Source organism: Citrobacter sp. Ct235, assembly GCF_030332305.1.
Lineage (GTDB): Bacteria > Pseudomonadota > Gammaproteobacteria > Enterobacterales > Enterobacteriaceae > Citrobacter_A > Citrobacter_A telavivensis.
Genome location: NZ_JAOWIC010000028.1, coordinates 128534 through 149848, shown reverse-complemented (window position 1 = coordinate 149848; position 21315 = coordinate 128534). Strand labels below are relative to the sequence as shown.

The window sequence follows — 21315 nt, the reverse complement described above, 5'->3', positions numbered from 1 at the left end:
AGTCTCCTTATTTGATGCTGCGAATATCGGCAAAATGACCGGTAACGGCAGCGGCAGCGGCCATCGCCGGGCTGACCAGATGGGTACGCCCACCGCGACCCTGACGACCTTCAAAGTTACGGTTGCTGGTCGACGCGCAGCGCTCACCTGGATTCAGGCGGTCATTGTTCATTGCCAGACACATGGAGCAACCCGGCAGACGCCACTCGAAACCGGCTTCGATAAAGATCTTATCCAGCCCTTCTGCTTCTGCCTGCGCCTTCACCGGACCGGAGCCTGGAACCACCAGAGCCTGGACGCCCGGCGCGACTTTACGGCCTCTGGCGACTTCCGCGGCGGCGCGCAAATCTTCAATACGCGAGTTGGTGCACGAGCCGATGAACACTTTATCAATCGCCACTTCCGTTAACGGTACGCCCGACTTCAGGCCCATATAGGCCAGCGCTTTCTCGGCACTGGCGCGTTCAACCGGATCGGTAAAGGACGCCGGATCGGGAATGTTGTCGGTAACGGCGATGACCTGGCCCGGGTTGGTTCCCCAGGTTACCTGCGGGGCAATCTCTTCTGCCTGTAAGGTCACAACCGTATCAAAGCTTGCATCAGCGTCGGTTTGCAGCGTTTTCCAGTACGCGACTGCGTCATCAAAATCGTTGCCTTTCGGCGCGTGCAGGCGACCTTTGACGTAATTGAAGGTGGTTTCATCCGGGGCAACTAATCCGGCTTTGGCACCCATTTCGATAGCCATGTTACACAGGGTCATTCGGCCTTCCATGCTCAGGGCACGGATGGCATCGCCGCAAAACTCAACGACGTGACCGGTCCCACCGGCGCTACCGGTTTTACCGATAATCGCCAGCACGATATCTTTCGCAGTGATCCCCGGCGCGGCGGTGCCGTTGACTTCAATCTTCATGGTTTTGGCGCGGCCCTGTTTCAGGGTCTGGGTCGCCAGGACGTGCTCCACTTCGGAGGTGCCAATACCGAACGCCAGTGCACCGAAGGCACCGTGGGTTGCGGTATGCGAGTCGCCACAAACGATGGTCATTCCCGGCAGGGTCACGCCTTGTTCCGGCCCCATCACGTGAACGATACCCTGATACGGGTGGTTCAGATCGTACAATTCAACGCCAAACTCGTTGCAGTTTTTAATCAACTCCTGCATCTGGATACGCGCCATTTCACCGGACGCATTGATATCTTTGGTCTGCGTAGAGACGTTGTGATCCATCGTGGCAAAGGTTTTGCCCGGCTGACGAACCGGACGACCATGTGCACGCAGACCGTCGAACGCCTGCGGAGAGGTCACTTCATGCACCAGATGTCGGTCGATATACAGCAGCGGGGTTTCGTTGTGCGCTTCATAGACTACGTGCGCATCAAACAATTTTTCGTATAACGTTTTAGCCATGATTACACCCCTTGTGCGACGTAGCGAGCAATGATGTCGCCCATCTCATCAGTACCGACGGCCGCCGCGCCACGGGCTAAATCACCGGTGCGGATACCTTCTTCTAATGCGCGGTTAACCGCACGTTCAATGGCGGATGCTGCGTCATCGGCATCAAGGCTGTAGCGCAGCAGCAGCGCCAGCGACAAAATTTGCGCAATCGGATTGGCGATATTCTTGCCGGCAATATCCGGCGCGGAGCCGCCCGCGGGTTCATACAAACCAAAGCCCTGCTCGTTCAGACTGGCGGAGGGCAACATGCCCATTGAGCCGGTGATCATTGCGCATTCGTCAGACAAAATGTCGCCAAACAGGTTAGAGCACAACAGCACATCGAACTGTGACGGGTCTTTAATCAACTGCATGGTGGCGTTGTCGATATACATATGCGCCAGCTCAACGTCCGGATACTCTTTGGCGATTTCATTGACGATTTCACGCCACAAAATAGAGGTTTGCAGAACGTTCGCTTTGTCGATAGAAGTCACCTTACGGCGGCGTTTACGCGCGGATTCAAACGCGATGCGCGCGATACGTTCAATTTCAAAGCGGTGATAGACTTCGGAATCAAACGCTTTTTCATGCTGGCCGCTGCCTTCGCGACCTTTTGGTTGACCGAAGTAGATGCCACCGGTCAGTTCGCGGACGCACAGAATGTCGAAGCCATTTGCGGCGATGTCGGCGCGCAGTGGGCAGAAGGCTTCCAGCCCCTGATACAGTTTTGCCGGACGCAGGTTGCTGAACAGTTTGAAGTGTTTACGCAGCGGCAGCAGCGCGCCGCGCTCCGGCTGACTGTCAGGCGGCAGATGTTCCCATTTCGGGCCGCCTACGGAGCCAAACAGAACGGCGTCGGCCTGTTCGCACCCTTCCACCGTCGCCTTCGGCAGCGGTTGACCGTGGTTGTCGATCGCCGCGCCGCCGACGTCATAACGACTGGTGGTAATGCGCATCTCAAATCGATGGCGAACCGCTTCCAGGACTTTCAGGGCTTGCGCCATCACTTCCGGACCAATACCGTCGCCCGGCAAAACAGCAATATGGTAATTCTTCGACATCACACGGTTTCCTTGTTGTTCTCGTTGTTCTGAGCTTTACGTTGCAACTCTTTTTCGACTTCTGCCGCACGCCAGATGTTGTTCAGCACGTGCACCATCGCTTTCGCGGAAGATTCAACAATGTCTGTCGCCAGACCGACGCCGTGGAAGCGACGTCCGTTATAGTTCGCGACGATATCCACCTGACCCAGAGCGTCTTTACCGTGTCCTTTGGCGGACAGGCTGTATTTCACCAGCTCAATGTCGTAATCGGTAATACGGTTGATCGCCTGGTAAATCGCATCGACTGGACCGTTACCGTTAGCCGCTTCGGCTTTTACGTCACTGCCGCAGGCCAGCCTGACGGAGGCGGTGGCAATATCGTTAGAACCGGACTGGACGCTGAAATAATCCAGGCGGAAGTGCTCGGGTTCTTCCTGTTGCTTGCCAATAAACGCCAGCGCTTCCAGATCGTAATCGAACACCTGACCTTTCTTATCGGCCAGCTTCAGGAAGGCGTCGTACAGATTGTCCAGGCTGTATTCACTCTCTTTATAGCCCATCTCATCCATACGGTGTTTCACCGCCGCGCGCCCGGAACGGGAGGTCAGGTTCAGTTGCACCTGATTCAGACCGATGGATTCCGGCGTCATGATTTCGTAGTTTTCTCGGTTCTTCAGCACGCCATCCTGGTGGATCCCGGAGGAGTGGGCAAACGCGCCGCTACCGACAATGGCTTTGTTCGCCGGGATCGGCATGTTGCAGATCTGGCTGACTAACTGGCTGGTACGCCAGATCTCCTGATGGTTAATGCGGGTGTTGACGTTCAGGATGTCCTGACGAACTTTAATCGCCATGATCACCTCTTCCAGCGAGCAGTTGCCCGCACGCTCACCAATCCCGTTCATCGCGCCTTCAACCTGACGCGCACCCGCGTGGACCGCAGCCAGAGCGTTGCCGACACCCAGACCTAAGTCGTCATGGGTATGGACAGAGATGATCGCTTTATCGATGTTTGGCACGCGTTCATACAGGCCGGAGATAATACCGGCGAACTCGAAGGGCATGGTGTAGCCGACGGTGTCAGGAATATTGATCGTTTTTGCGCCAGCATTGATGGCGGCTTCCACGACGCGAGCCAGATCGGCAATAGGCGTACGGCCAGCATCCTCACACGAGAATTCGACGTCGTCAGTATAATTACGTGCGCGTTTCACCATATAGACAGCACGCTCAATCACTTCATCCAGCGTGCTGCGCAGTTTGGTGGCGATATGCATCGGTGAGGTGGCAATAAAGGTATGAATACGGAAAGCTTCGGCGACCTTCAGCGACTCAGCCGCGACGTCGATATCTTTTTCCACGCAGCGGGCTAATGCACAAACCCGACTGTTCTTGACCTGGCGGGCGATGGTTTGTACGGATTCGAAGTCGCCGGGAGACGAGACCGGGAAACCGACTTCCATGACGTCAACACCCATACGCTCAAGGGCCAGCGCAATCTGCAGCTTCTCTTTCACACTCAGGCTTGCCTGTAACGCCTGTTCACCGTCGCGTAAAGTGGTATCGAAAATAATGACTTGCTGGCTCATGTTTTAGGTCCTTAGTCTTTAGGGCGCCTTGCTTCGAGCATAAAAAAACCCGCGCAACGGCGCGGGTTTTTTATCTTACTGGATACGACTTAATGCTGTATGCCGCTCACCAGTCTACCGCGCAACGAAGATGCGTTTAGTAGTAGTAGACCGTTAAAGCGAGCGATACGAATCATTAAATCAACTCCAGGCGAATGCGATATGCTTTTAGTGGTACTGGATACGATGGCTGATGTCAACCCCGCTGCGCGAAAACACCCTCAAGGGAAGAAGGGAACGGACAGAGAACTTTAGCTAATTGTGCTGAACTTTTTCCATTACTCCCTATTAAAAAATGGGAGCGTATTCACACTTTTCATCGTTTGACATAATTGAGCATGATTTTTTTCAATTAACATAACGAAAGCGAGTCCGCAGAGCACTATGATTTATTTTTTATCCACATGATTTTAATGGTTTTATTGATATTGTTAATCAATTGATATCTGCTTGAAGAATATTATTGATAAGCAAATGTTAGGCGTTAATGCGTGAGTAATATAAATAGTCAATTAAAACTTACGCTTTTATTCATTAAACGCATGATTGTTTGTTGGTGTTTCTTATGCTTATATTGCATTCGTCATTAAAAATTTATGATTTATCGTGCTGTGAATAATACCACATCACGCAGGCACCCATTTCTTCCGCATTTTTCCGGTGCCTTTATGTTTTCCTAATTTCAATCTTTACTCTTTTTCTTATTTTATATGCATGGTAAATCATATTTTCCGAGATTATTTCTCTGCATTCCGGCAAGAAAAGGGAGTTAAGCGTGACAGTGGAGTTAACTATGCCAGAAGTAACCGTTGATAAACCCAATCCCCATCATTTAGAGATGGATAAACCGCAACTTCGTATGGTTGATCTTAATCTATTGACTGTATTTGATGCGGTAATGCAGGAGCAGAATATTACCCGTGCCGCGCATGCCCTCGGGATGTCGCAGCCAGCCGTAAGTAACGCCGTGGCGCGTCTTAAAGTGATGTTCAATGATGAGCTTTTTGTGCGCTACGGTCGTGGGATCCAACCTACCGCGCGGGCTTTCCAGCTTTTTGGTTCCGTCCGCCAGGCTCTGCAATTAGTGCAGAACGAATTGCCCGGATCCGGCTTTGAACCTGGCAGCAGTGAACGCATTTTTCACCTTTGCGTTTGCAGTCCGCTGGATAATATCCTGACATCATTAATTTATAATCGTGTTGAAAAAATTGCGCCTAATATTCATGTTGTATTTAAGTCATCCTTAAATAAGGATACTGAACACCAATTACGTTATCAGGAAACTGAGTTCGTTATTAGCTATGAAGAATTTCGTCGTCCTGAATTTACGAGTATTCCGTTGTTTAATGACGAAATGGTGCTGGTCTCCAGCCGTAAACATCCGCGCATTAACGGACCCCTGTTGGAAAGCGATATCTATAATGAACAACATGCTGTTGTTTCACTGGATCGTTTTGACTCGTTTAGTCAACCCTGGTACGACACGGTTGACGCACAAGCGTGTGTGGCCTATCAGGGGATGGCATTAATCAGTGTTCTTAATGTTGTTTCGCAAACGCATCTGGTGGCTATTGCCCCACGTTGGTTAGCGGAAGAGTTCACCGCCTCTTTAGATCTACAGATATTACCGCTACCTTTAAAACTGAATAGCAGAACCTGTTATCTTTCATGGCATGAAGCTGCCGGTCGGGACAAAGGACATCAATGGATGGAAGAGTTGTTAGCTTCTGTCTGCAAGCGTTAGACGCGAATGAGATAAACCGGGTGTAAACATCCGGTTTGTCCTGCCTCTGTTTCATTAACTGGCATTTTATCCTGAATTTTGTTGGTCATTCTTTTTTCTGTCCGCGAAAAAATTGATGATTCGCTGCATGTGTCCATTTTCAGCCGATTAATTATCAATACCTGAGTTAAATTTAGTTTTATTCGCCGGTTATTCGTCATTTTCCTCTCATTTATGCTTATTTCACGGCGTCTTTGCCCCTTTCTCTGAATTGCCTGCATCCTGGGGAGCGGTTAAGGTGTTTTACACATCATTAATCGTCATTCAGTGAGGCAAGCCATGGAGATGTTGTCTGGAGCCGAAATGGTCGTCCGATCGCTTATTGATCAGGGCGTTAAGCAGGTATTCGGTTATCCCGGGGGCGCAGTCCTCGATATTTATGATGCGTTGCATACGGTCGGTGGAATCGATCACGTGCTCGTTCGTCATGAACAGGCGGCCGTGCATATGGCCGATGGCCTGGCGCGGGCAACGGGGGAAGTTGGTGTGGTACTGGTGACTTCGGGTCCTGGGGCCACCAATGCGATTACAGGGATCGCGACGGCGTATATGGATTCTATTCCGTTAGTGATTCTTTCCGGTCAGGTCGCGACCTCGCTGATTGGCTATGACGCCTTTCAGGAGTGCGACATGGTGGGAATATCCCGCCCGGTCGTGAAACACAGTTTTCTGGTTAAGCAGACGGAAGATATTCCGCAGGTGCTAAAAAAAGCCTTCTGGCTGGCGGCGAGCGGCCGTCCGGGACCCGTGGTCGTGGATTTGCCGAAGGATATTCTCAATCCCGGCAAAAAACTGCCTTATTCCTGGCCTGAGTCGGTCAGCATGCGATCGTATAACCCGACCACTGCGGGTCATAAAGGGCAGATTAAGCGCGCCCTGCAAACGCTGGTGACGGCCAAAAAACCGGTTGTCTATGTTGGCGGCGGGGCCGTGACGGCAGGTTGTCATGAACAACTGCGCCAGACCATCGAAACGCTCAACCTGCCGGTGGTCTCTTCGCTGATGGGGCTAGGGGCATTTCCCGCTACGCACCGTCAGTCGCTCGGGATGCTGGGCATGCATGGTACTTATGAAGCCAACATGACGATGCATAACGCCGACGTGATTTTTGCCGTCGGGGTACGTTTCGACGATCGCACGACGAATAATCTGGCCAAGTATTGCCCGAATGCGACGGTGCTGCACATTGATATCGACCCGACTTCAATCTCTAAAACGGTGACGGCGGATATCCCTATTGTTGGTGATGCGCGTCAGGTGCTGGAACAGTTACTGGAGTTATTGCCGCAGGAATCCGCCCACCAACCGCTGGATGATATTCGTGACTGGTGGCAACAGATTGAACGCTGGCGCGCTCGTCAGTGCCTGAAATATGACACGCACAGTGAGAGTATCAAACCGCAGGCGGTCATAGAGGCTATCTGGCGTCTGACCCACGGCGATGCTTACGTGACCTCCGATGTGGGGCAGCATCAGATGTTTGCCGCTCTTTATTACCCCTTCGATAAACCGCGCCGTTGGATCAACTCTGGCGGTCTTGGCACGATGGGCTTTGGCCTGCCTGCAGCCCTGGGAGTGAAAATGGCGCTGCCCGAGGAAACGGTGGTTTGTGTGACAGGTGACGGTAGCATTCAGATGAATATTCAGGAGTTGTCGACCGCGCTGCAGTATAAACTGCCGGTGCTGGTGCTAAACCTGAACAACCGTTATCTGGGGATGGTGAAGCAGTGGCAGGACATGATCTACTCGGGTCGTCATTCTCAATCGTATATGCAGTCGCTGCCTGATTTTGTTCGCCTGGCGGAAGCCTACGGACATGTCGGCATTCAGATTTCCCGTCCTGATGAGCTGGAAAGTCAATTAAGTGAAGCGCTGGCGCAGGTGAAAAACGGTCATCTGGTGTTTGTCGATGTCACCGTTGATGGCAGCGAACACGTCTACCCGATGCAGATTCGCGGCGGTGGGATGGATGAAATGTGGTTAAGTAAAACGGAGAGGACCTGATTATGCGCCGGATATTATCAGTACTGCTGGAGAACGAATCCGGTGCGCTGTCGCGCGTGATCGGCCTTTTCGCGCAGCGGGGTTACAACATTGAGAGCCTGACCGTCGCGCCGACGGACGATCCGACGCTCTCTCGCATGACCATTCAGACGGTGGGCGACGAAAAAGTGCTGGAGCAAATTGAAAAGCAACTGCACAAACTGGTGGATGTGTTGCGGGTCAGCGAACTTGGGCACGGTGCGCACGTCGAACGCGAAATCATGTTGGTGAAGATTCAGGCCAGCGGCTATGGTCGGGAAGAGGTGAAACGCAACACGGAGATCTTTCGTGGGCAGATTATTGATGTCACGCCAAATCTCTATACCGTTCAACTGGCAGGGACCAGCGATAAGCTGGACGCTTTTCTGGCAACGTTGCGCGAAGTCGCGAAAATCGTTGAGGTCGCCCGTTCCGGCGTGGTGGGGTTATCCCGTGGTGACAAAATAATGCGCTAATCCTTCTCTTTTCGTTAATTCACATGCCCAACGTCTTCCGTTGGGCATTTTTTTGCGAAATCAGTGGTAACCCGGAATAAAAGCGGTTGCCGCAGTGACTATTCTGCGCTTAGATGTTACCGATTTTAACCCATGCCGTTACAATGGTTATGGTTTGTACATTTTACGCAAGGGGCAATTGTGAAACTGGATGAAATCGCTCGGCTGGCTGGTGTATCGCGAACGACTGCAAGCTACGTAATTAACGGAAAAGCAAAGCAATACCGCGTGAGCGACAAGACTGTCGAAAAAGTCATGGCGGTGGTGCGTGAGCATAATTACCACCCGAATGCTGTGGCTGCCGGGCTACGTGCTGGACGCACACGTTCTATTGGTCTGGTGATCCCGGATCTGGAGAACACGAGCTATACCCGTATTGCAAATTATCTTGAGCGCCAGGCGCGCCAGCGTGGTTATCAACTGCTGATTGCCTGTTCGGAAGATCAGCCCGATAACGAAATGCGCTGCATTGAACATCTTTTACAGCGTCAGGTTGATGCGATCATTGTCTCCACCTCGTTGCCGCCGGAACACCCGTTCTATCAGCGCTGGGCCAATGACTCCTTCCCAATTGTGGCGCTGGATCGCGCCTTAGATCGTGAGCATTTTACCAGCGTCGTGGGTGCCGATCAGGAGGATGCCGAAATGCTGGCCGGAGAATTGCGTAAGTTTCCGGCTGACACCGTGCTCTATCTGGGCGCACTGCCGGAGTTGTCCGTCAGCTTCCTTCGCGAGCAGGGCTTCCGTGCCGCCTGGAAAGACGATCCGCGTGAAGTGAATTTCCTGTATGCCAACAGCTATGAGCGCGAAGCGGCGGCGCAGCTATTTGAAAAATGGCTGGAAACGCATCCGATGCCGCAGGCGCTGTTCACCACCTCATTCGCCCTGTTACAGGGGGTGATGGACGTAACGCTGCGTCGCGACGGTAAACTGCCTTCCGATCTGGCGATTGCGACCTTTGGTGACAACGAACTGCTGGATTTCCTGCAGTGTCCGGTCCTGGCGGTGGCGCAGCGCCATCGTGATGTCGCTGAGCGCGTGCTGGAAATTGTCCTGGCGAGCCTGGATGAACCGCGTAAACCAAAACCGGGTTTAACGCGTATTAAACGTAATCTCTATCGTCGTGGCGTATTGAGCCGCAGCTAGTCAATTTCTGAATTCTGCGTCAGAAGACAATTTTTCTGACGCAGCTTAACGAGTTCCTCTCCACAATACCCTCATCATAATTAAGATTATTCCTTAGAATTTTCTCAACTTTACCGAAATAATCCGTATTTAAACGAAACAGAGTCGGTTTCAGGTTATTGAGACGTAACGGTAGGTTAGATTTGTATTATTTTGTTACATGCTTGTCGTGAATTGCCGAATTAACAAACACTTTTTGTCGCCGCAGCACGAATGTCCCGGCGGGCTTGTCGGTGCGCGGTGTTAGCTGGCATAAACAGGGACTGTATTCATGATGCAATATGTCCTAAAATGCCGCTCGCGTCGCAAACTGACACTTTATATTCCCTCCTGAGAATAATTGTTCGTTTTAAAACGGTGATGAGTTTTGAGATTTTTTTCTTACAAATATTCATGACGTTAATTTGCTTCGTTCGTTGGACAGAATTTAATCAACGCTGATATTAGCCGTAAACATTGGGTTTTTTACTCAGGTAAGCGTTGTGACTCGCTTGACAAGCTTTTCCTCCGCTCCGTAAACTCCTTTGAGTGGGAATTTGTGGGGCAAAGTGGTAATGAGGGGGGAGACTGGCATGTTCCGGGGTGCAACGTTAGTCAATCTCGACAGTAAAGGGCGCTTATCTGTGCCTACCCGTTACCGGGATCAACTGATCGAGAGTGCTACCGGTCAAATGGTTTGTACCATTGACATCCATCACCCGTGCCTGCTGCTTTACCCCCTGCCTGAATGGGAAATTATCGAGCAAAAATTATCGCGTCTGTCGAGCATGAACCCGGTAGAGCGCCGCGTGCAGCGTTTACTGTTGGGGCATGCCAGTGAATGTCAGATGGACAGCGCCGGGCGATTGCTGGTTGCGCCTGTCCTTCGGCAACATGCCGGGCTGACAAAAGAAGTGATGCTGGTTGGACAGTTCAACAAGTTTGAACTGTGGGATGAAACGACCTGGTATCAACAGGTCAAGGAAGATATCGACGCTGAGCAGAGTGCGACCGGGACGTTGTCGGAGCGCCTGCAGGACTTGTCTCTATAATGATGATGGAAAATTTTAAACACACCACGGTGCTGCTGGACGAGGCCGTAAACGGCCTGAATATTCGCCCTGACGGCATCTACATTGATGGAACATTTGGTCGCGGTGGTCACTCGCGTCTCATTCTCTCGCAGCTTGGCGAAGAGGGACGTCTGCTGGCCATCGATCGCGATCCGCAGGCGATCGCCGTCGCCCAGACCATCGATGATCCCCGCTTCTCCATCATTCATGGACCTTTCTCTGCGCTGGCTGATTATGTCGGCGAGCGCAAACTGACCGGCAAGATCGACGGGATTCTTCTCGATCTTGGCGTTTCTTCACCGCAGCTCGACGACGCTGAGCGCGGTTTCTCTTTCATGCGCGATGGTCCGTTGGATATGCGCATGGACCCCACTCGCGGCCAGTCGGCTGCCGAGTGGCTGCAAACTGCAGAAGAAGCCGATATTGCCTGGGTGCTGAAGACCTTTGGCGAAGAGCGTTTTGCGAAACGTATTGCCCGCGCCATCGTTGAGCGCAACCGTGAACAGCCCATGACCCGCACCAAAGAACTGGCGGAAGTGGTCGCGGCGGCAACGCCGGTGAAAGACAAATTCAAACATCCCGCGACCCGTACCTTCCAGGCGGTGCGCATCTGGGTGAACAGTGAACTGGAGGAGATAGAGCAGGCGCTAAAAAGCTCGCTCAGCGTGCTGGCCCCGGGGGGGCGGCTTTCCATCATCAGTTTCCACTCGCTGGAAGACCGCATTGTGAAACGCTTTATGCGTGAGCAAAGCCGCGGTCCGCAGGTTCCGGCCGGATTACCGATGACGGAAGAGCAGCTCAAAAAACTGGGCGGCCGTGAGTTAAGAGCACTAGGCAAGTTGATGCCGGGTGAAGAAGAGGTTGCAGAGAATCCTCGTGCCCGTAGTTCAGTTCTGCGCATTGCAGAGAGGACGAACGCATGATCAGCAGAGTGACAGAAGCCCTCAGCAAAGTTAAGGGATCGATTGGAAGCAACGAGCGCCATGCCTTGCCTGGCGTGATCGGTGACGATCTTTTGCGATTTGGGAAGCTGCCACTCTGCCTGTTCATTTGCATCATTGTTACGGCGGTGACGGTGGTAACGACCGCACACCATACACGGTTACTGACCGCGCAACGTGAACAACTGGTTCTGGAGCGTGATGCGCTGGATATCGAATGGCGCAACCTGATCCTTGAGGAGAACGCGCTCGGCGATCATAGCCGGGTGGAACGGATCGCAACGGAGAAGCTGCAAATGCAGCATGTTGATCCCTCACAAGAAAATATCGTAGTGCAAAAATAAGGAAAAACGCGACGCATGAAAGCAGCGGCAAAAACGCTAAAACCAAAACGCCAGGAAGAACAGGCCAACTTTATCAGTTGGCGTTTTGCGTTGCTGTGCGGCTGCATTTTACTGGCGCTGGGTTTCCTGCTGGGTCGTGTCGCCTGGCTGCAGATTATCGCGCCGGACATGCTGGTACGTCAGGGGGACATGCGCTCGCTGCGTGTACAGGAAGTGGCGACCTCGCGCGGTATGATCACCGACCGTTCGGGGCGTCCGCTGGCCGTCAGCGTACCGGTGAAGGCTATCTGGGCCGATCCGAAAGAAGTCCATGCCGCCGGAGGCGTTAGCGTTGGCGATCGCTGGAGAGCGCTCTCTACCGCGCTGAATATCCCGCTTGATCAACTGGCTGCCCGTATCAACGCCAACCCGAAAGGGCGCTTTATCTATCTGGCGCGTCAGCTAAACCCGGATATGGCGGATTACATCAAAAAGCTGAAGCTGCCGGGGATTTATCTGCGCGAAGAATCCCGTCGGTACTATCCTTCCGGCGAAGTGACCGCTCACCTCATTGGTTTCACCAACGTGGATAGCCAGGGGATTGAAGGCGTTGAGAAGAGTTTTGACAAATGGCTCACCGGTCAACCGGGTGAGCGTATCGTGCGTAAAGACCGCTACGGTCGCGTCATTGAAGATATCTCTTCCACCGACAGTCAGGCCGCGCATAACCTCGCGCTGAGCATTGACGAACGCTTACAGGCGCTGGTGTATCGCGAACTGAATAATGCGGTGGCATTTAACAAGGCGGAATCCGGGAGCGCAGTGCTGGTGGATGTGAATACCGGTGAAGTGCTGGCAATGGCGAACAGCCCGTCCTACAACCCGAACAACCTGAGCGGTACGCAGAAAGATGTCATGCGTAACCGTACCATCACCGACGTATTTGAGCCGGGTTCTACCGTCAAACCGATGGTGGTAATGACCGCGCTCCAGCGTGGCGTGGTGCGGGAAAACAGCGTGCTCAATACCGTTCCCTACCGAATTAACGGCCACGAAATCAAAGACGTGGCGCGCTACAGCGAATTGACCCTGACCGGGGTTTTACAGAAGTCGAGTAACGTCGGTGTTTCTAAGCTGGCGTTAGCGATGCCGTCCTCAGCGTTAGTAGATACTTACTCACGTTTTGGGCTTGGAAAGGCGACCAATTTGGGGTTGGTCGGAGAACGCAGTGGCTTATATCCTCAAAAACAACGGTGGTCTGACATAGAGAGGGCCACCTTCTCTTTCGGCTACGGGCTAATGGTAACGCCGTTACAGTTAGCGCGAGTCTACGCAACGATTGGCAGCTACGGCGTTTATCGTCCGCTGTCGATTACCAAAGTTGATCCTCCGGTTCCCGGTGAACGTATTTTCCCGGAATCGACCGTACGTACCGTTGTGCACATGATGGAAAGCGTAGCGCTGCCGGGCGGCGGCGGCGTGAAGGCGGCGATTAAAGGCTATCGTATTGCCATTAAAACCGGTACGGCGAAAAAAGTAGGCCCTGATGGCCGCTACATCAACAAATACATTGCTTATACCGCAGGCGTTGCACCTGCGAGTCAGCCGCGCTTCGCGCTGGTTGTTGTTATCAACGATCCGCAGGCGGGTAAATACTACGGCGGCGCCGTTTCAGCGCCGGTATTTGGTGCCATCATGGGCGGCGTTCTGCGTACCATGAACATCGAACCGGACGCGCTGGCAACGGGCGAAAAAAGTGAATTCGTAATTAATCAAGGCGAGGGAACAGGTGGCAGATCGTAATTTGCGCGACCTTCTTGCTCCGTGGGTAACCGGTTTACCTGCGCGAGAACTGCGAGAGATGACACTCGACAGCCGTGTGGCTGCGTCGGGCGATCTCTTTGTGGCAGTGGTTGGTCATCAGGCGGACGGGCGTCGATATATCCCGCAGGCGATAGCGCAAGGTGTGGCTGCCATTATTGCAGAGGCGAAAGATGAGGCAACCGACGGTGAAGTGCGTGAAATGCACGGCGTACCGGTTATCTATCTCAGCCAGCTTAACGAGCGTTTATCTGCACTGGCGGGCCGCTTTTATCACGAGCCATCTGAAAATATGCGTCTGGTCGGCGTAACCGGTACTAACGGTAAAACCACCACGACTCAATTGCTGGCGCAGTGGAGCCAACTGCTCGGCGAAACCAGCGCAGTGATGGGCACGGTCGGCAACGGTCTGCTCGATAAAGTGATCCCAACGGAAAATACCACCGGCTCGGCCGTTGACGTCCAGCAGGTGCTGGCGGGACTGGTCGATCAGGGCGCGACCTTATGCGCGATGGAAGTCTCTTCCCACGGTCTGGTCCAGCATCGTGTTGCGGCACTGAAATTTGCCGCCTCGGTGTTTACCAATTTAAGCCGCGATCATCTGGATTATCACGGTGATATGGAGCATTACGAAGCCGCGAAATGGCTGCTTTTCTCCACGCACCATTGCGGACAGGCGATTATCAACGCGGATGATGAAGTTGGTCGTCGTTGGCTGGCGAATCTGCCGGATGCCGTGGCCGTTTCGATGGAAGACCATATCAACCCTAACTGCCATGGCCGCTGGCTGAAAGCGGTTGAGGTCAATTATCACGACAGCGGCGCGACCATCCGCTTTGCTTCAAGCTGGGGTGAGGGTGAGATTGAAAGCCGCCTGATGGGCGCGTTTAACGTCAGCAATCTGCTGTTGGCGCTGGCCACGCTGCTGGCGTTGGGCTATCCACTGGCTGACCTGCTGAAAACCGCCGCGCGTCTGCAGCCGGTTTGTGGGCGCATGGAGGTCTTTAGCGCACCGGGTAAAACCACCGTCGTTGTCGACTACGCCCATACTCCTGATGCGCTGGAAAAAGCGTTGCAGGCGGCGCGTTTGCACTGTACCGGACAACTCTGGTGCGTCTTTGGTTGCGGCGGCGATCGCGACAAAGGAAAGCGCCCGCTGATGGGGGCGATTGCCGAAGAGTTCGCCGATATCGTGGTCGTAACGGACGACAATCCGCGTACTGAAGAGCCACGCGCCATTATTGACGACATTCTGGCAGGCATGCTGGACGCCGGTCGGGCAAAAGTGATGGAAGGCCGTGCTGAAGCGGTGACCAACGCCATTATGCAGGCGAAAGATAACGATGTGGTGCTGGTGGCAGGTAAAGGCCACGAGGATTATCAGATTGTCGGGACTCAGCGTCTGGACTATTCCGACCGTGTAACCGCGGCACGTCTGCTGGGGGTCATCGCATGATTCGCGTAACGCTCAGCCAACTTGCCGGTATTCTCGGCGGCGAACTGAAAGGGAACGACCTGTCCCTTGATGCCGTTACCACCGATACGCGTAAGCTGACGCCAGGCTGCCTGTTTGTGGCGCTCAAAGGTGAGCGTTTTGATGCCCACGATTTTGCTGCTCAGGCAAAAGAGGGTGGGGCGGGTGCGCTGCTGGTTAGCCGTCCGCTGGCGATTGATTTGCCGCAGGTGATTGTGAAAGACACCCGTCTGGCCTTTGGCGAATTGGCCGCATGGGTGCGCGCGCAGGTTCCGGCGCGCGTGGTGGCATTAACCGGTTCGTCCGGTAAAACCTCCGTGAAAGAGATGACGGCGGCGATCCTTAGCCAGTGTGGCAACACGCTCTATACCGCGGGCAACCTTAATAACGACATCGGTGTGCCGATGACGCTGCTGCGCTTAACCCAGGATGACGACTACGCCGTGATTGAATTAGGCGCTAACCATCAGGGCGAAATTGCCTGGACCGCCGGTCTGACACGTCCGGAAGCGGCGCTGGTCAACAACCTGGCAGCGGCGCATCTGGAGGGCTTCGGCTCTCTGGCGGGAGTGGCGAAAGCGAAAGGTGAAATTTTTACCGGCCTGCCTGAAAACGGCATTGCCATTATGAATGCCGATAACAATGACTGGCTGAACTGGCAGAGCATCATCGGCGATCGTAAAGTCTGGCGTTTTTCACCGAATGCCGCCAACAGCGATTTCACGGCGACCAATGTGCATGTGACGTCACACGGCACCGAGTTTTTACTGCAAACGCCTGGCGGGAGCATTGATGTACTGCTGCCGTTGCCGGGGCGTCACAATATCGCCAACGCGCTGGCGGCGGCGGCACTGTCGATGGCCGTTGGCGCGACACTGGATGCGATTAAAACCGGTCTGGCGAATTTAAAAGCGGTACCGGGACGTCTGTTCCCTGTCCAGTTGGCGGAAAACCAACTGTTGCTCGATGATTCGTATAACGCCAACGTCGGATCAATGACCGCCGCGGTACAGGTACTGTCCGAAATGCCGGGTTACCGTGTGCTGGTTGTCGGCGATATGGCCGAGCTGGGCGCAGAGAGCGAAGCCTGTCATGTGCAGGTCGGTGAGGCGGCGAAAGCGGCGGGCATCGACTGCGTATTGAGTTCAGGGAAACTGAGCAAGGCTATCAGCGACGCGAGCGGCGTCGGCGAACATTTTGCGGATAAGCCCGCGCTGATCGCACGCCTGCAGGCGCTGATTGCAGAGCAACAGATCATTACCATTTTAGTGAAGGGTTCACGTAGTGCCGCCATGGAAGAGGTCGTACGCGCATTACAGGAGAAAGGATCATGTTAGTTTGGCTGGCCGAACATTTGGTCAAATATTATTCCGGCTTTAACGTCTTTTCTTATCTGACGTTTCGCGCCATTGTCAGCCTGCTGACCGCGCTGTTCATCTCATTGTGGATGGGCCCGCGCATGATCGCCCGTCTGCAAAAGCTTTCCTTCGGCCAGGTCGTGCGTAACGACGGTCCGGAGTCTCACTTCAGCAAACGGGGCACGCCGACGATGGGCGGGATCATGATCCTCACCGCGATCGTCATTTCTGTTCTGCTATGGGCCTATCCGTCAAACCCATACGTCTGGTGCGTGTTGGTCGTGTTGATTGGCTACGGCATCATCGGCTTCGTTGATGACTATCGTAAAGTGGTCCGTAAAGACACCAAAGGCCTGATCGCACGCTGGAAATACTTCTGGATGTCGGTCATTGCGCTGGGCGTCGCCTTCGCACTGTATCTCGCCGGGAAAGATACGCCAGCGACGGAACTGGTGGTGCCGTTCTTCAAAGACGTCATGCCACAGCTGGGGCTGTTCTACGTTCTGCTGGCGTACTTTGTGATTGTCGGCACCGGCAACGCGGTGAACCTGACCGACGGTCTGGATGGCCTGGCGATTATGCCAACCGTCTTCGTCGCGGGTGGCTTTGCGCTGGTCGCGTGGGCGACCGGGAACATGAATTTTGCCAGCTATCTGCATATTCCTTACTTACGCCATGCCGGTGAACTGGTGATCGTCTGTACGGCGATTGTCGGCGCGGGCTTAGGTTTTCTGTGGTTTAACACCTATCCGGCTCAGGTCTTCATGGGCGACGTCGGATCGCTGGCGCTGGGCGGCGCGCTCGGCATTATCGCCGTGCTGCTGCGTCAGGAATTCCTGCTGGTGATTATGGGCGGGGTGTTTGTGGTGGAGACCCTGTCGGTCATATTGCAGGTCGGCTCCTTCAAGCTGCGCGGTCAACGTATCTTCCGCATGGCACCGATTCATCACCACTATGAACTGAAAGGCTGGCCGGAACCGCGCGTGATTGTGCGCTTCTGGATTATTTCGCTGATGCTGGTCCTGATTGGCCTGGCAACGCTGAAGGTACGTTAATCATGGCTGATTACCAGGGTAATAACGTCGTCATTATCGGTCTGGGGTTAACCGGACTCTCTTGCGTGGACTTTTTCCTCGCCCGCGGCGTAACCCCTCGAGTGATGGATACCCGTGCGACACCGCCGGGACTGGATAAGTTACCGGAAGCCGTAGAGCGCCATGTCGGCAGTCTGAACGACGACTGGTTGCTGGCTGCGGATCTGATTGTGGCAAGCCCTGGTATCGCCCTCGCGCATCCGTCTCTGAGCGCTGCGGCTGATGCGGGCGTTGAGATCGTTGGTGATATCGAACTGTTCTGCCGTGAAGCGCAGGCACCGATTGTCGCGATCACCGGTTCGAACGGGAAAAGCACCGTCACCACGCTGGTGGGTGAAATGGCGAAAGCGGCAGGTGTGAACGTCGGCGTTGGCGGCAACATTGGGCTGCCCGCGCTGATGCTGCTGGATGCGGAACGCGAACTGTATGTCCTTGAGCTCTCCAGCTTCCAGCTAGAGACCACGTTCAGCCTGCAGGCGGCAGCTGCCACTATTCTGAACGTCACCGAAGATCATATGGACAGGTATCCGTTTGGTTTACAACAGTATCGCGCGGCAAAACTGCGTGTTTACGAGAATGCGAAAGTCTGCGTGGTCAATGCCGATGATGCGTTAACGATGCCGATCCGTGGTGCCGATGAGCGCTGCGTGAGTTTTGGCGTCAACATGGGTGATTATCACCTTAACCGTCAACAGGGTGAAACCTGGCTGCGGGTGAAGGGTGAGAAAGTGCTGAATGTGAAAGAGATGAAGCTTTCCGGTCAGCATAACTACACCAACGCCCTGGCAGCGCTGGCGCTGGCGGATGCGGTAGGTTTACCGCGCGCCAGCAGCCTGAAAGCGCTGACGACGTTCACCGGTCTGGCGCATCGTTTTCAGTTAGCGCTGGAGCATAACGGCGTGCGCTGGATTAACGACTCAAAAGCGACCAACGTCGGCAGCACTGAAGCTGCGCTGAACGGCCTGCACGTTGACGGTACGCTGCATCTGCTGCTGGGCGGCGATGGTAAATCAGCGGACTTCTCTTCGCTGAGTCGCTATCTGGAAGGCGATCGCGTGCGTTTGTACTGCTTTGGCCGCGATGGTGCGCAGCTGGCTGCGCTGCGTCCGGAGATAGCAGAGCAAACTGAGACCATGGAAGAGGCGATGCGTCTGTTGGCGCCGCGTGTGAAACCAGGCGATATGGTGCTGTTGTCACCGGCCTGTGCCAGCCTCGACCAGTTTAAGAATTTTGAGCAACGGGGCGATGTCTTTACCCGTCTGGCGAAGGAGTTGGGTTGATGCGTTTATCTCTCCCTCGCCTGAGACTGCCGCGCCTGCCGGGATTTGGCATCCTGGGATGGATCTTTGCGGCGCTTAAGGGCTGGGTGATGGGCTCGCGAGACAAAGATTCCGACAGTCTGATCATGTACGATCGTGTGCTGCTGTGGCTGACGTTAGGCCTCGCGGCGATCGGTTTTGTCATGGTGACGTCGGCATCCATGCCGGTAGGACAACGTCTGGCGGGCGATCCGTTCCTGTTTGCCAAGCGCGATGCGCTCTATATTTTTCTGGCATTTTGTCTGGCGATGATCACGCTGCGTCTGCCCATGGAGTTCTGGCAGAAGTACAGCACCACGATGTTGATCGCCTCGATAATCATGCTGTTGATCGTCCTGGTGGTGGGGAGTTCGGTGAATGGGGCATCGCGTTGGATCGCATTAGGTCCTCTGCGTATTCAGCCTGCGGAATTTACCAAGCTGTCGCTGTTCTGCTATCTCGCGAACTATCTGGTGCGCAAGGTTGACGAAGTTCGTAATAACCTGCGTGGCTTCCTTAAGCCGATGGGCGTGATTCTGGTGCTGGCGATCCTGCTGCTGGCACAGCCCGATCTCGGTACGGTGGTGGTGCTATTCGTGACCACGCTGGCGATGCTGTTTTTGGCCGGGGCGAAGTTGTGGCAGTTCATTGCCATTATCGGCATGGGAATTTCAGCGGTCGTGCTGCTGATCCTCGCCGAGCCTTATCGTATTCGCCGCGTGACCTCGTTCTGGAACCCGTGGGAGGATCCGTTTGGTAGCGGATACCAGCTCACCCAGTCACTGATGGCGTTCGGGCGCGGTGAAATGTGGGGACAAGGACTGGGCAACTCGGTACAGAAACTGGAGTATCTGCCGGAAGCACATACCGACTTCATCTTCGCCATCATTGGGGAAGAACTGGGTTATATCGGTGTGGTATTGGCGCTTTTAATGGTATTCTTCGTCGCTTTTCGCGCGATGTCGATTGGCCGCAAAGCGCTGGAGATCGACCACCGTTTTTCCGGATTTTTGGCCTGTTCCATCGGTATTTGGTTTAGTTTTCAGGCACTGGTGAACGTCGGCGCGGCGGCAGGCATGCTGCCAACTAAAGGTCTGACGCTGCCGCTCATCAGTTATGGTGGCTCGAGTTTGCTGATTATGTCGACAGCCATCATGTTTTTGTTGCGAATTGATTATGAAACGCGTCTGGAAAAAGCACAGGCGTTTACACGAGGTTCACGATGAGTGGTCAAGCGAAGCGGTTAATGGTGATGGCGGGCGGTACCGGTGGACATGTGTTCCCGGGGCTGGCGGTCGCGCACCATTTAATGGACCAGGGCTGGGAAGTTCGCTGGCTCGGCACCGCTGACCGTATGGAAGCGGATTTAGTCCCTAAGCATGGCATCGACATTGACTTCATCCGCATCTCAGGACTGCGCGGCAAAGGCGTGAAAGCGCTGTTGGCTGCCCCTTTGCGTATTTTCAACGCATGGCGTCAGGCGCGCGCAATCATGAAAAGTTTTAAACCCGACGTTGTGCTGGGGATGGGCGGTTATGTTTCCGGTCCCGGCGGTCTGGCCGCGTGGTCTCTGGGGATTCCGGTCGTGCTGCATGAGCAAAACGGTATCGCCGGGTTAACCAACAAATGGCTGGCGAAAATTGCCACTAAGGTCATGCAGGCGTTCCCTGGCGCGTTCCCGAATGCGGAAGTGGTCGGGAACCCGGTGCGCACCGACGTGCTGGCGTTGCCGCTGCCGCAGGCGCGTCTGGTCGGACGTGAAGGTCCGATTCGCGTGTTGGTGGTTGGGGGATCGCAGGGCGCTCGCGTGCTGAATCAGACCCTGCCGCAGGTTGCCGCCAGACTGGGCGATGCGGTGACTATCTGGCATCAGAGCGGAAAAGGCGCACAGCAGACCGTAGAACAAGCCTATGCCGACGCGGGACAACCGCAGCATAAGGTGACGGAATTTATTGATGACATGGCGGCCGCCTATGCGTGGGCCGACGTGGTGGTTTGCCGTTCTGGCGCATTAACGGTGAGTGAAATTGCCGCTGCCGGTTTACCTGCGCTGTTTGTGCCATTTCAACATAAAGACCGACAGCAGTACTGGAATGCGTTGCCGCTGGAGAAAGCGGGCGCAGCCAAAATTCTCGAGCAGCCGCAGTTTACTGTGGATGCCGTCGCCAGCACCCTGTCCGGGTGGTCGCGAGAAAGCTTGTTAACCATGGCAGAACGTGCCCGCGCTGCATCCATTCCGGATGCCACCGAGCGTGTTGCAACTGAAGTGAGCCGGGCTGCCCGGGCGTAATTGTGGCGGTGCCTTTTGCATCGCAGAATTTATTGAAGTTAATGGCG

General features: G+C 54.3%; 18 protein-coding genes. 14 read left to right on the top strand and 4 right to left on the bottom strand.

What is annotated here, in order from left to right; genetic code table 11:
• Positions 1-7 precede the first annotated feature (7 nt).
• From leuC to leuL, 4 genes are all read right to left on the bottom strand, one after another.
• Entirely contained in the window at positions 8-1408 is a 1401-nt protein-coding gene (gene leuC / locus OGY35_RS01780) for a 3-isopropylmalate dehydratase large subunit (RefSeq protein WP_152405884.1), read from the bottom strand.
• Positions 1409-1410: 2 nt separating this feature from the next.
• Positions 1411-2502, bottom strand: a complete 1092-nt coding sequence (gene leuB, locus OGY35_RS01775; protein ID WP_286631261.1) for a 3-isopropylmalate dehydrogenase — start codon at positions 2500-2502, stop codon at positions 1411-1413.
• Positions 2502-4073: a 2-isopropylmalate synthase gene (gene leuA, locus OGY35_RS01770; RefSeq protein WP_152405882.1), complete on the bottom strand. Its 1572-nt coding sequence runs from the start codon at positions 4071-4073 to the stop codon at positions 2502-2504. Before leuA ends, leuB begins: the two co-directional genes overlap by 1 nt.
• An 89-nt stretch (positions 4074-4162) precedes the next feature.
• Positions 4163-4249: a leu operon leader peptide gene (leuL, locus tag OGY35_RS01765; RefSeq protein WP_042323878.1), complete on the bottom strand. Its 87-nt coding sequence runs from the start codon at positions 4247-4249 to the stop codon at positions 4163-4165.
• 656 nt (positions 4250-4905) lie between these two features.
• Here leuL and leuO point away from each other — a divergent pair.
• The 14 genes from leuO to murG all read left to right on the top strand — a co-directional run bounded on the left by leuO (position 4906) and on the right by murG (position 21268).
• Positions 4906-5856, top strand: a complete 951-nt coding sequence (gene leuO, locus OGY35_RS01760) for a transcriptional regulator LeuO (RefSeq protein ID WP_152405881.1) — start codon at positions 4906-4908, stop codon at positions 5854-5856.
• A gap of 318 nt (positions 5857-6174) precedes the next feature.
• A complete protein-coding gene (gene ilvI / locus OGY35_RS01755; protein ID WP_286631260.1) occupies positions 6175-7899 on the top strand; it encodes an acetolactate synthase 3 large subunit in 1725 nt (574 codons plus the stop codon).
• Between the two features lie 2 nt (positions 7900-7901).
• Positions 7902-8393, top strand: coding sequence for an acetolactate synthase small subunit (gene ilvN / locus OGY35_RS01750; RefSeq protein WP_042997945.1), 492 nt, complete (start codon positions 7902-7904; stop codon positions 8391-8393).
• A gap of 180 nt (positions 8394-8573) precedes the next feature.
• On the top strand, positions 8574-9578 hold the full coding sequence (gene cra / locus OGY35_RS01745; protein ID WP_178824795.1) for a catabolite repressor/activator: 1005 nt from the start codon (positions 8574-8576) through the stop codon (positions 9576-9578).
• 611 nt (positions 9579-10189) lie between these two features.
• Entirely contained in the window at positions 10190-10648 is a 459-nt protein-coding gene (gene mraZ, locus OGY35_RS01740; RefSeq protein ID WP_044255498.1) for a division/cell wall cluster transcriptional repressor MraZ, read from the top strand.
• Between the two features lie 2 nt (positions 10649-10650).
• Complete coding sequence (rsmH, locus tag OGY35_RS01735; RefSeq protein WP_286631279.1) at positions 10651-11592, top strand: 16S rRNA (cytosine(1402)-N(4))-methyltransferase RsmH; 942 nt, start codon at positions 10651-10653, stop codon at positions 11590-11592.
• Complete coding sequence (gene ftsL / locus OGY35_RS01730; RefSeq protein WP_012904474.1) at positions 11589-11954, top strand: cell division protein FtsL; 366 nt, start codon at positions 11589-11591, stop codon at positions 11952-11954. The genes rsmH and ftsL overlap by 4 nt, the downstream gene beginning before the upstream one ends.
• A gap of 15 nt (positions 11955-11969) precedes the next feature.
• On the top strand, positions 11970-13736 hold the full coding sequence (gene ftsI / locus OGY35_RS01725) for a peptidoglycan glycosyltransferase FtsI (protein WP_152405877.1): 1767 nt from the start codon (positions 11970-11972) through the stop codon (positions 13734-13736).
• Positions 13723-15210, top strand: coding sequence for a UDP-N-acetylmuramoyl-L-alanyl-D-glutamate--2,6-diaminopimelate ligase (murE, locus tag OGY35_RS01720; RefSeq protein WP_152405876.1), 1488 nt, complete (start codon positions 13723-13725; stop codon positions 15208-15210). The genes ftsI and murE overlap by 14 nt, the downstream gene beginning before the upstream one ends.
• Positions 15207-16565: a UDP-N-acetylmuramoyl-tripeptide--D-alanyl-D-alanine ligase gene (gene murF / locus OGY35_RS01715; protein WP_286631259.1), complete on the top strand. Its 1359-nt coding sequence runs from the start codon at positions 15207-15209 to the stop codon at positions 16563-16565. The genes murE and murF overlap by 4 nt, the downstream gene beginning before the upstream one ends.
• Positions 16559-17641 (top strand): phospho-N-acetylmuramoyl-pentapeptide-transferase, encoded by a 1083-nt coding sequence (mraY, locus tag OGY35_RS01710; protein ID WP_042323857.1) that lies wholly within the window; start codon positions 16559-16561, stop codon positions 17639-17641. The genes murF and mraY overlap by 7 nt, the downstream gene beginning before the upstream one ends.
• A 2-nt stretch (positions 17642-17643) precedes the next feature.
• Positions 17644-18960, top strand: a complete 1317-nt coding sequence (murD, locus tag OGY35_RS01705; RefSeq protein ID WP_286631258.1) for a UDP-N-acetylmuramoyl-L-alanine--D-glutamate ligase — start codon at positions 17644-17646, stop codon at positions 18958-18960.
• Positions 18960-20204: a cell division protein FtsW gene (gene ftsW / locus OGY35_RS01700; RefSeq protein WP_152405873.1), complete on the top strand. Its 1245-nt coding sequence runs from the start codon at positions 18960-18962 to the stop codon at positions 20202-20204. The genes murD and ftsW overlap by 1 nt, the downstream gene beginning before the upstream one ends.
• Positions 20201-21268: an undecaprenyldiphospho-muramoylpentapeptide beta-N-acetylglucosaminyltransferase gene (gene murG, locus OGY35_RS01695; protein WP_152405872.1), complete on the top strand. Its 1068-nt coding sequence runs from the start codon at positions 20201-20203 to the stop codon at positions 21266-21268. Before ftsW ends, murG begins: the two co-directional genes overlap by 4 nt.
• The last annotated feature ends 47 nt before the right edge of the window (positions 21269-21315 follow it).

Coding starts and splice junctions, on each gene's coding strand:
- ilvI (WP_286631260.1), top strand. CDS start 6,175: ATGGAGATGTTGTCTGGAGCCGAAATGGTCGTCCGATCGCTTATTGAT.
- mraZ (WP_044255498.1), top strand. CDS start 10,190: ATGTTCCGGGGTGCAACGTTAGTCAATCTCGACAGTAAAGGGCGCTTA.
- murD (WP_286631258.1), top strand. CDS start 17,644: ATGGCTGATTACCAGGGTAATAACGTCGTCATTATCGGTCTGGGGTTA.
- leuA (WP_152405882.1), bottom strand. CDS start 4,073: ATGAGCCAGCAAGTCATTATTTTCGATACCACTTTACGCGACGGTGAA.
- ftsI (WP_152405877.1), top strand. CDS start 11,970: ATGAAAGCAGCGGCAAAAACGCTAAAACCAAAACGCCAGGAAGAACAG.
- leuB (WP_286631261.1), bottom strand. CDS start 2,502: ATGTCGAAGAATTACCATATTGCTGTTTTGCCGGGCGACGGTATTGGT.
- ilvN (WP_042997945.1), top strand. CDS start 7,902: ATGCGCCGGATATTATCAGTACTGCTGGAGAACGAATCCGGTGCGCTG.
- leuL (WP_042323878.1), bottom strand. CDS start 4,249: ATGATTCGTATCGCTCGCTTTAACGGTCTACTACTACTAAACGCATCT.
- leuC (WP_152405884.1), bottom strand. CDS start 1,408: ATGGCTAAAACGTTATACGAAAAATTGTTTGATGCGCACGTAGTCTAT.
- murF (WP_286631259.1), top strand. CDS start 15,207: ATGATTCGCGTAACGCTCAGCCAACTTGCCGGTATTCTCGGCGGCGAA.
- leuO (WP_152405881.1), top strand. CDS start 4,906: ATGCCAGAAGTAACCGTTGATAAACCCAATCCCCATCATTTAGAGATG.
- ftsL (WP_012904474.1), top strand. CDS start 11,589: ATGATCAGCAGAGTGACAGAAGCCCTCAGCAAAGTTAAGGGATCGATT.
- rsmH (WP_286631279.1), top strand. CDS start 10,651: ATGATGGAAAATTTTAAACACACCACGGTGCTGCTGGACGAGGCCGTA.
- ftsW (WP_152405873.1), top strand. CDS start 18,960: ATGCGTTTATCTCTCCCTCGCCTGAGACTGCCGCGCCTGCCGGGATTT.
- murG (WP_152405872.1), top strand. CDS start 20,201: ATGAGTGGTCAAGCGAAGCGGTTAATGGTGATGGCGGGCGGTACCGGT.
- mraY (WP_042323857.1), top strand. CDS start 16,559: ATGTTAGTTTGGCTGGCCGAACATTTGGTCAAATATTATTCCGGCTTT.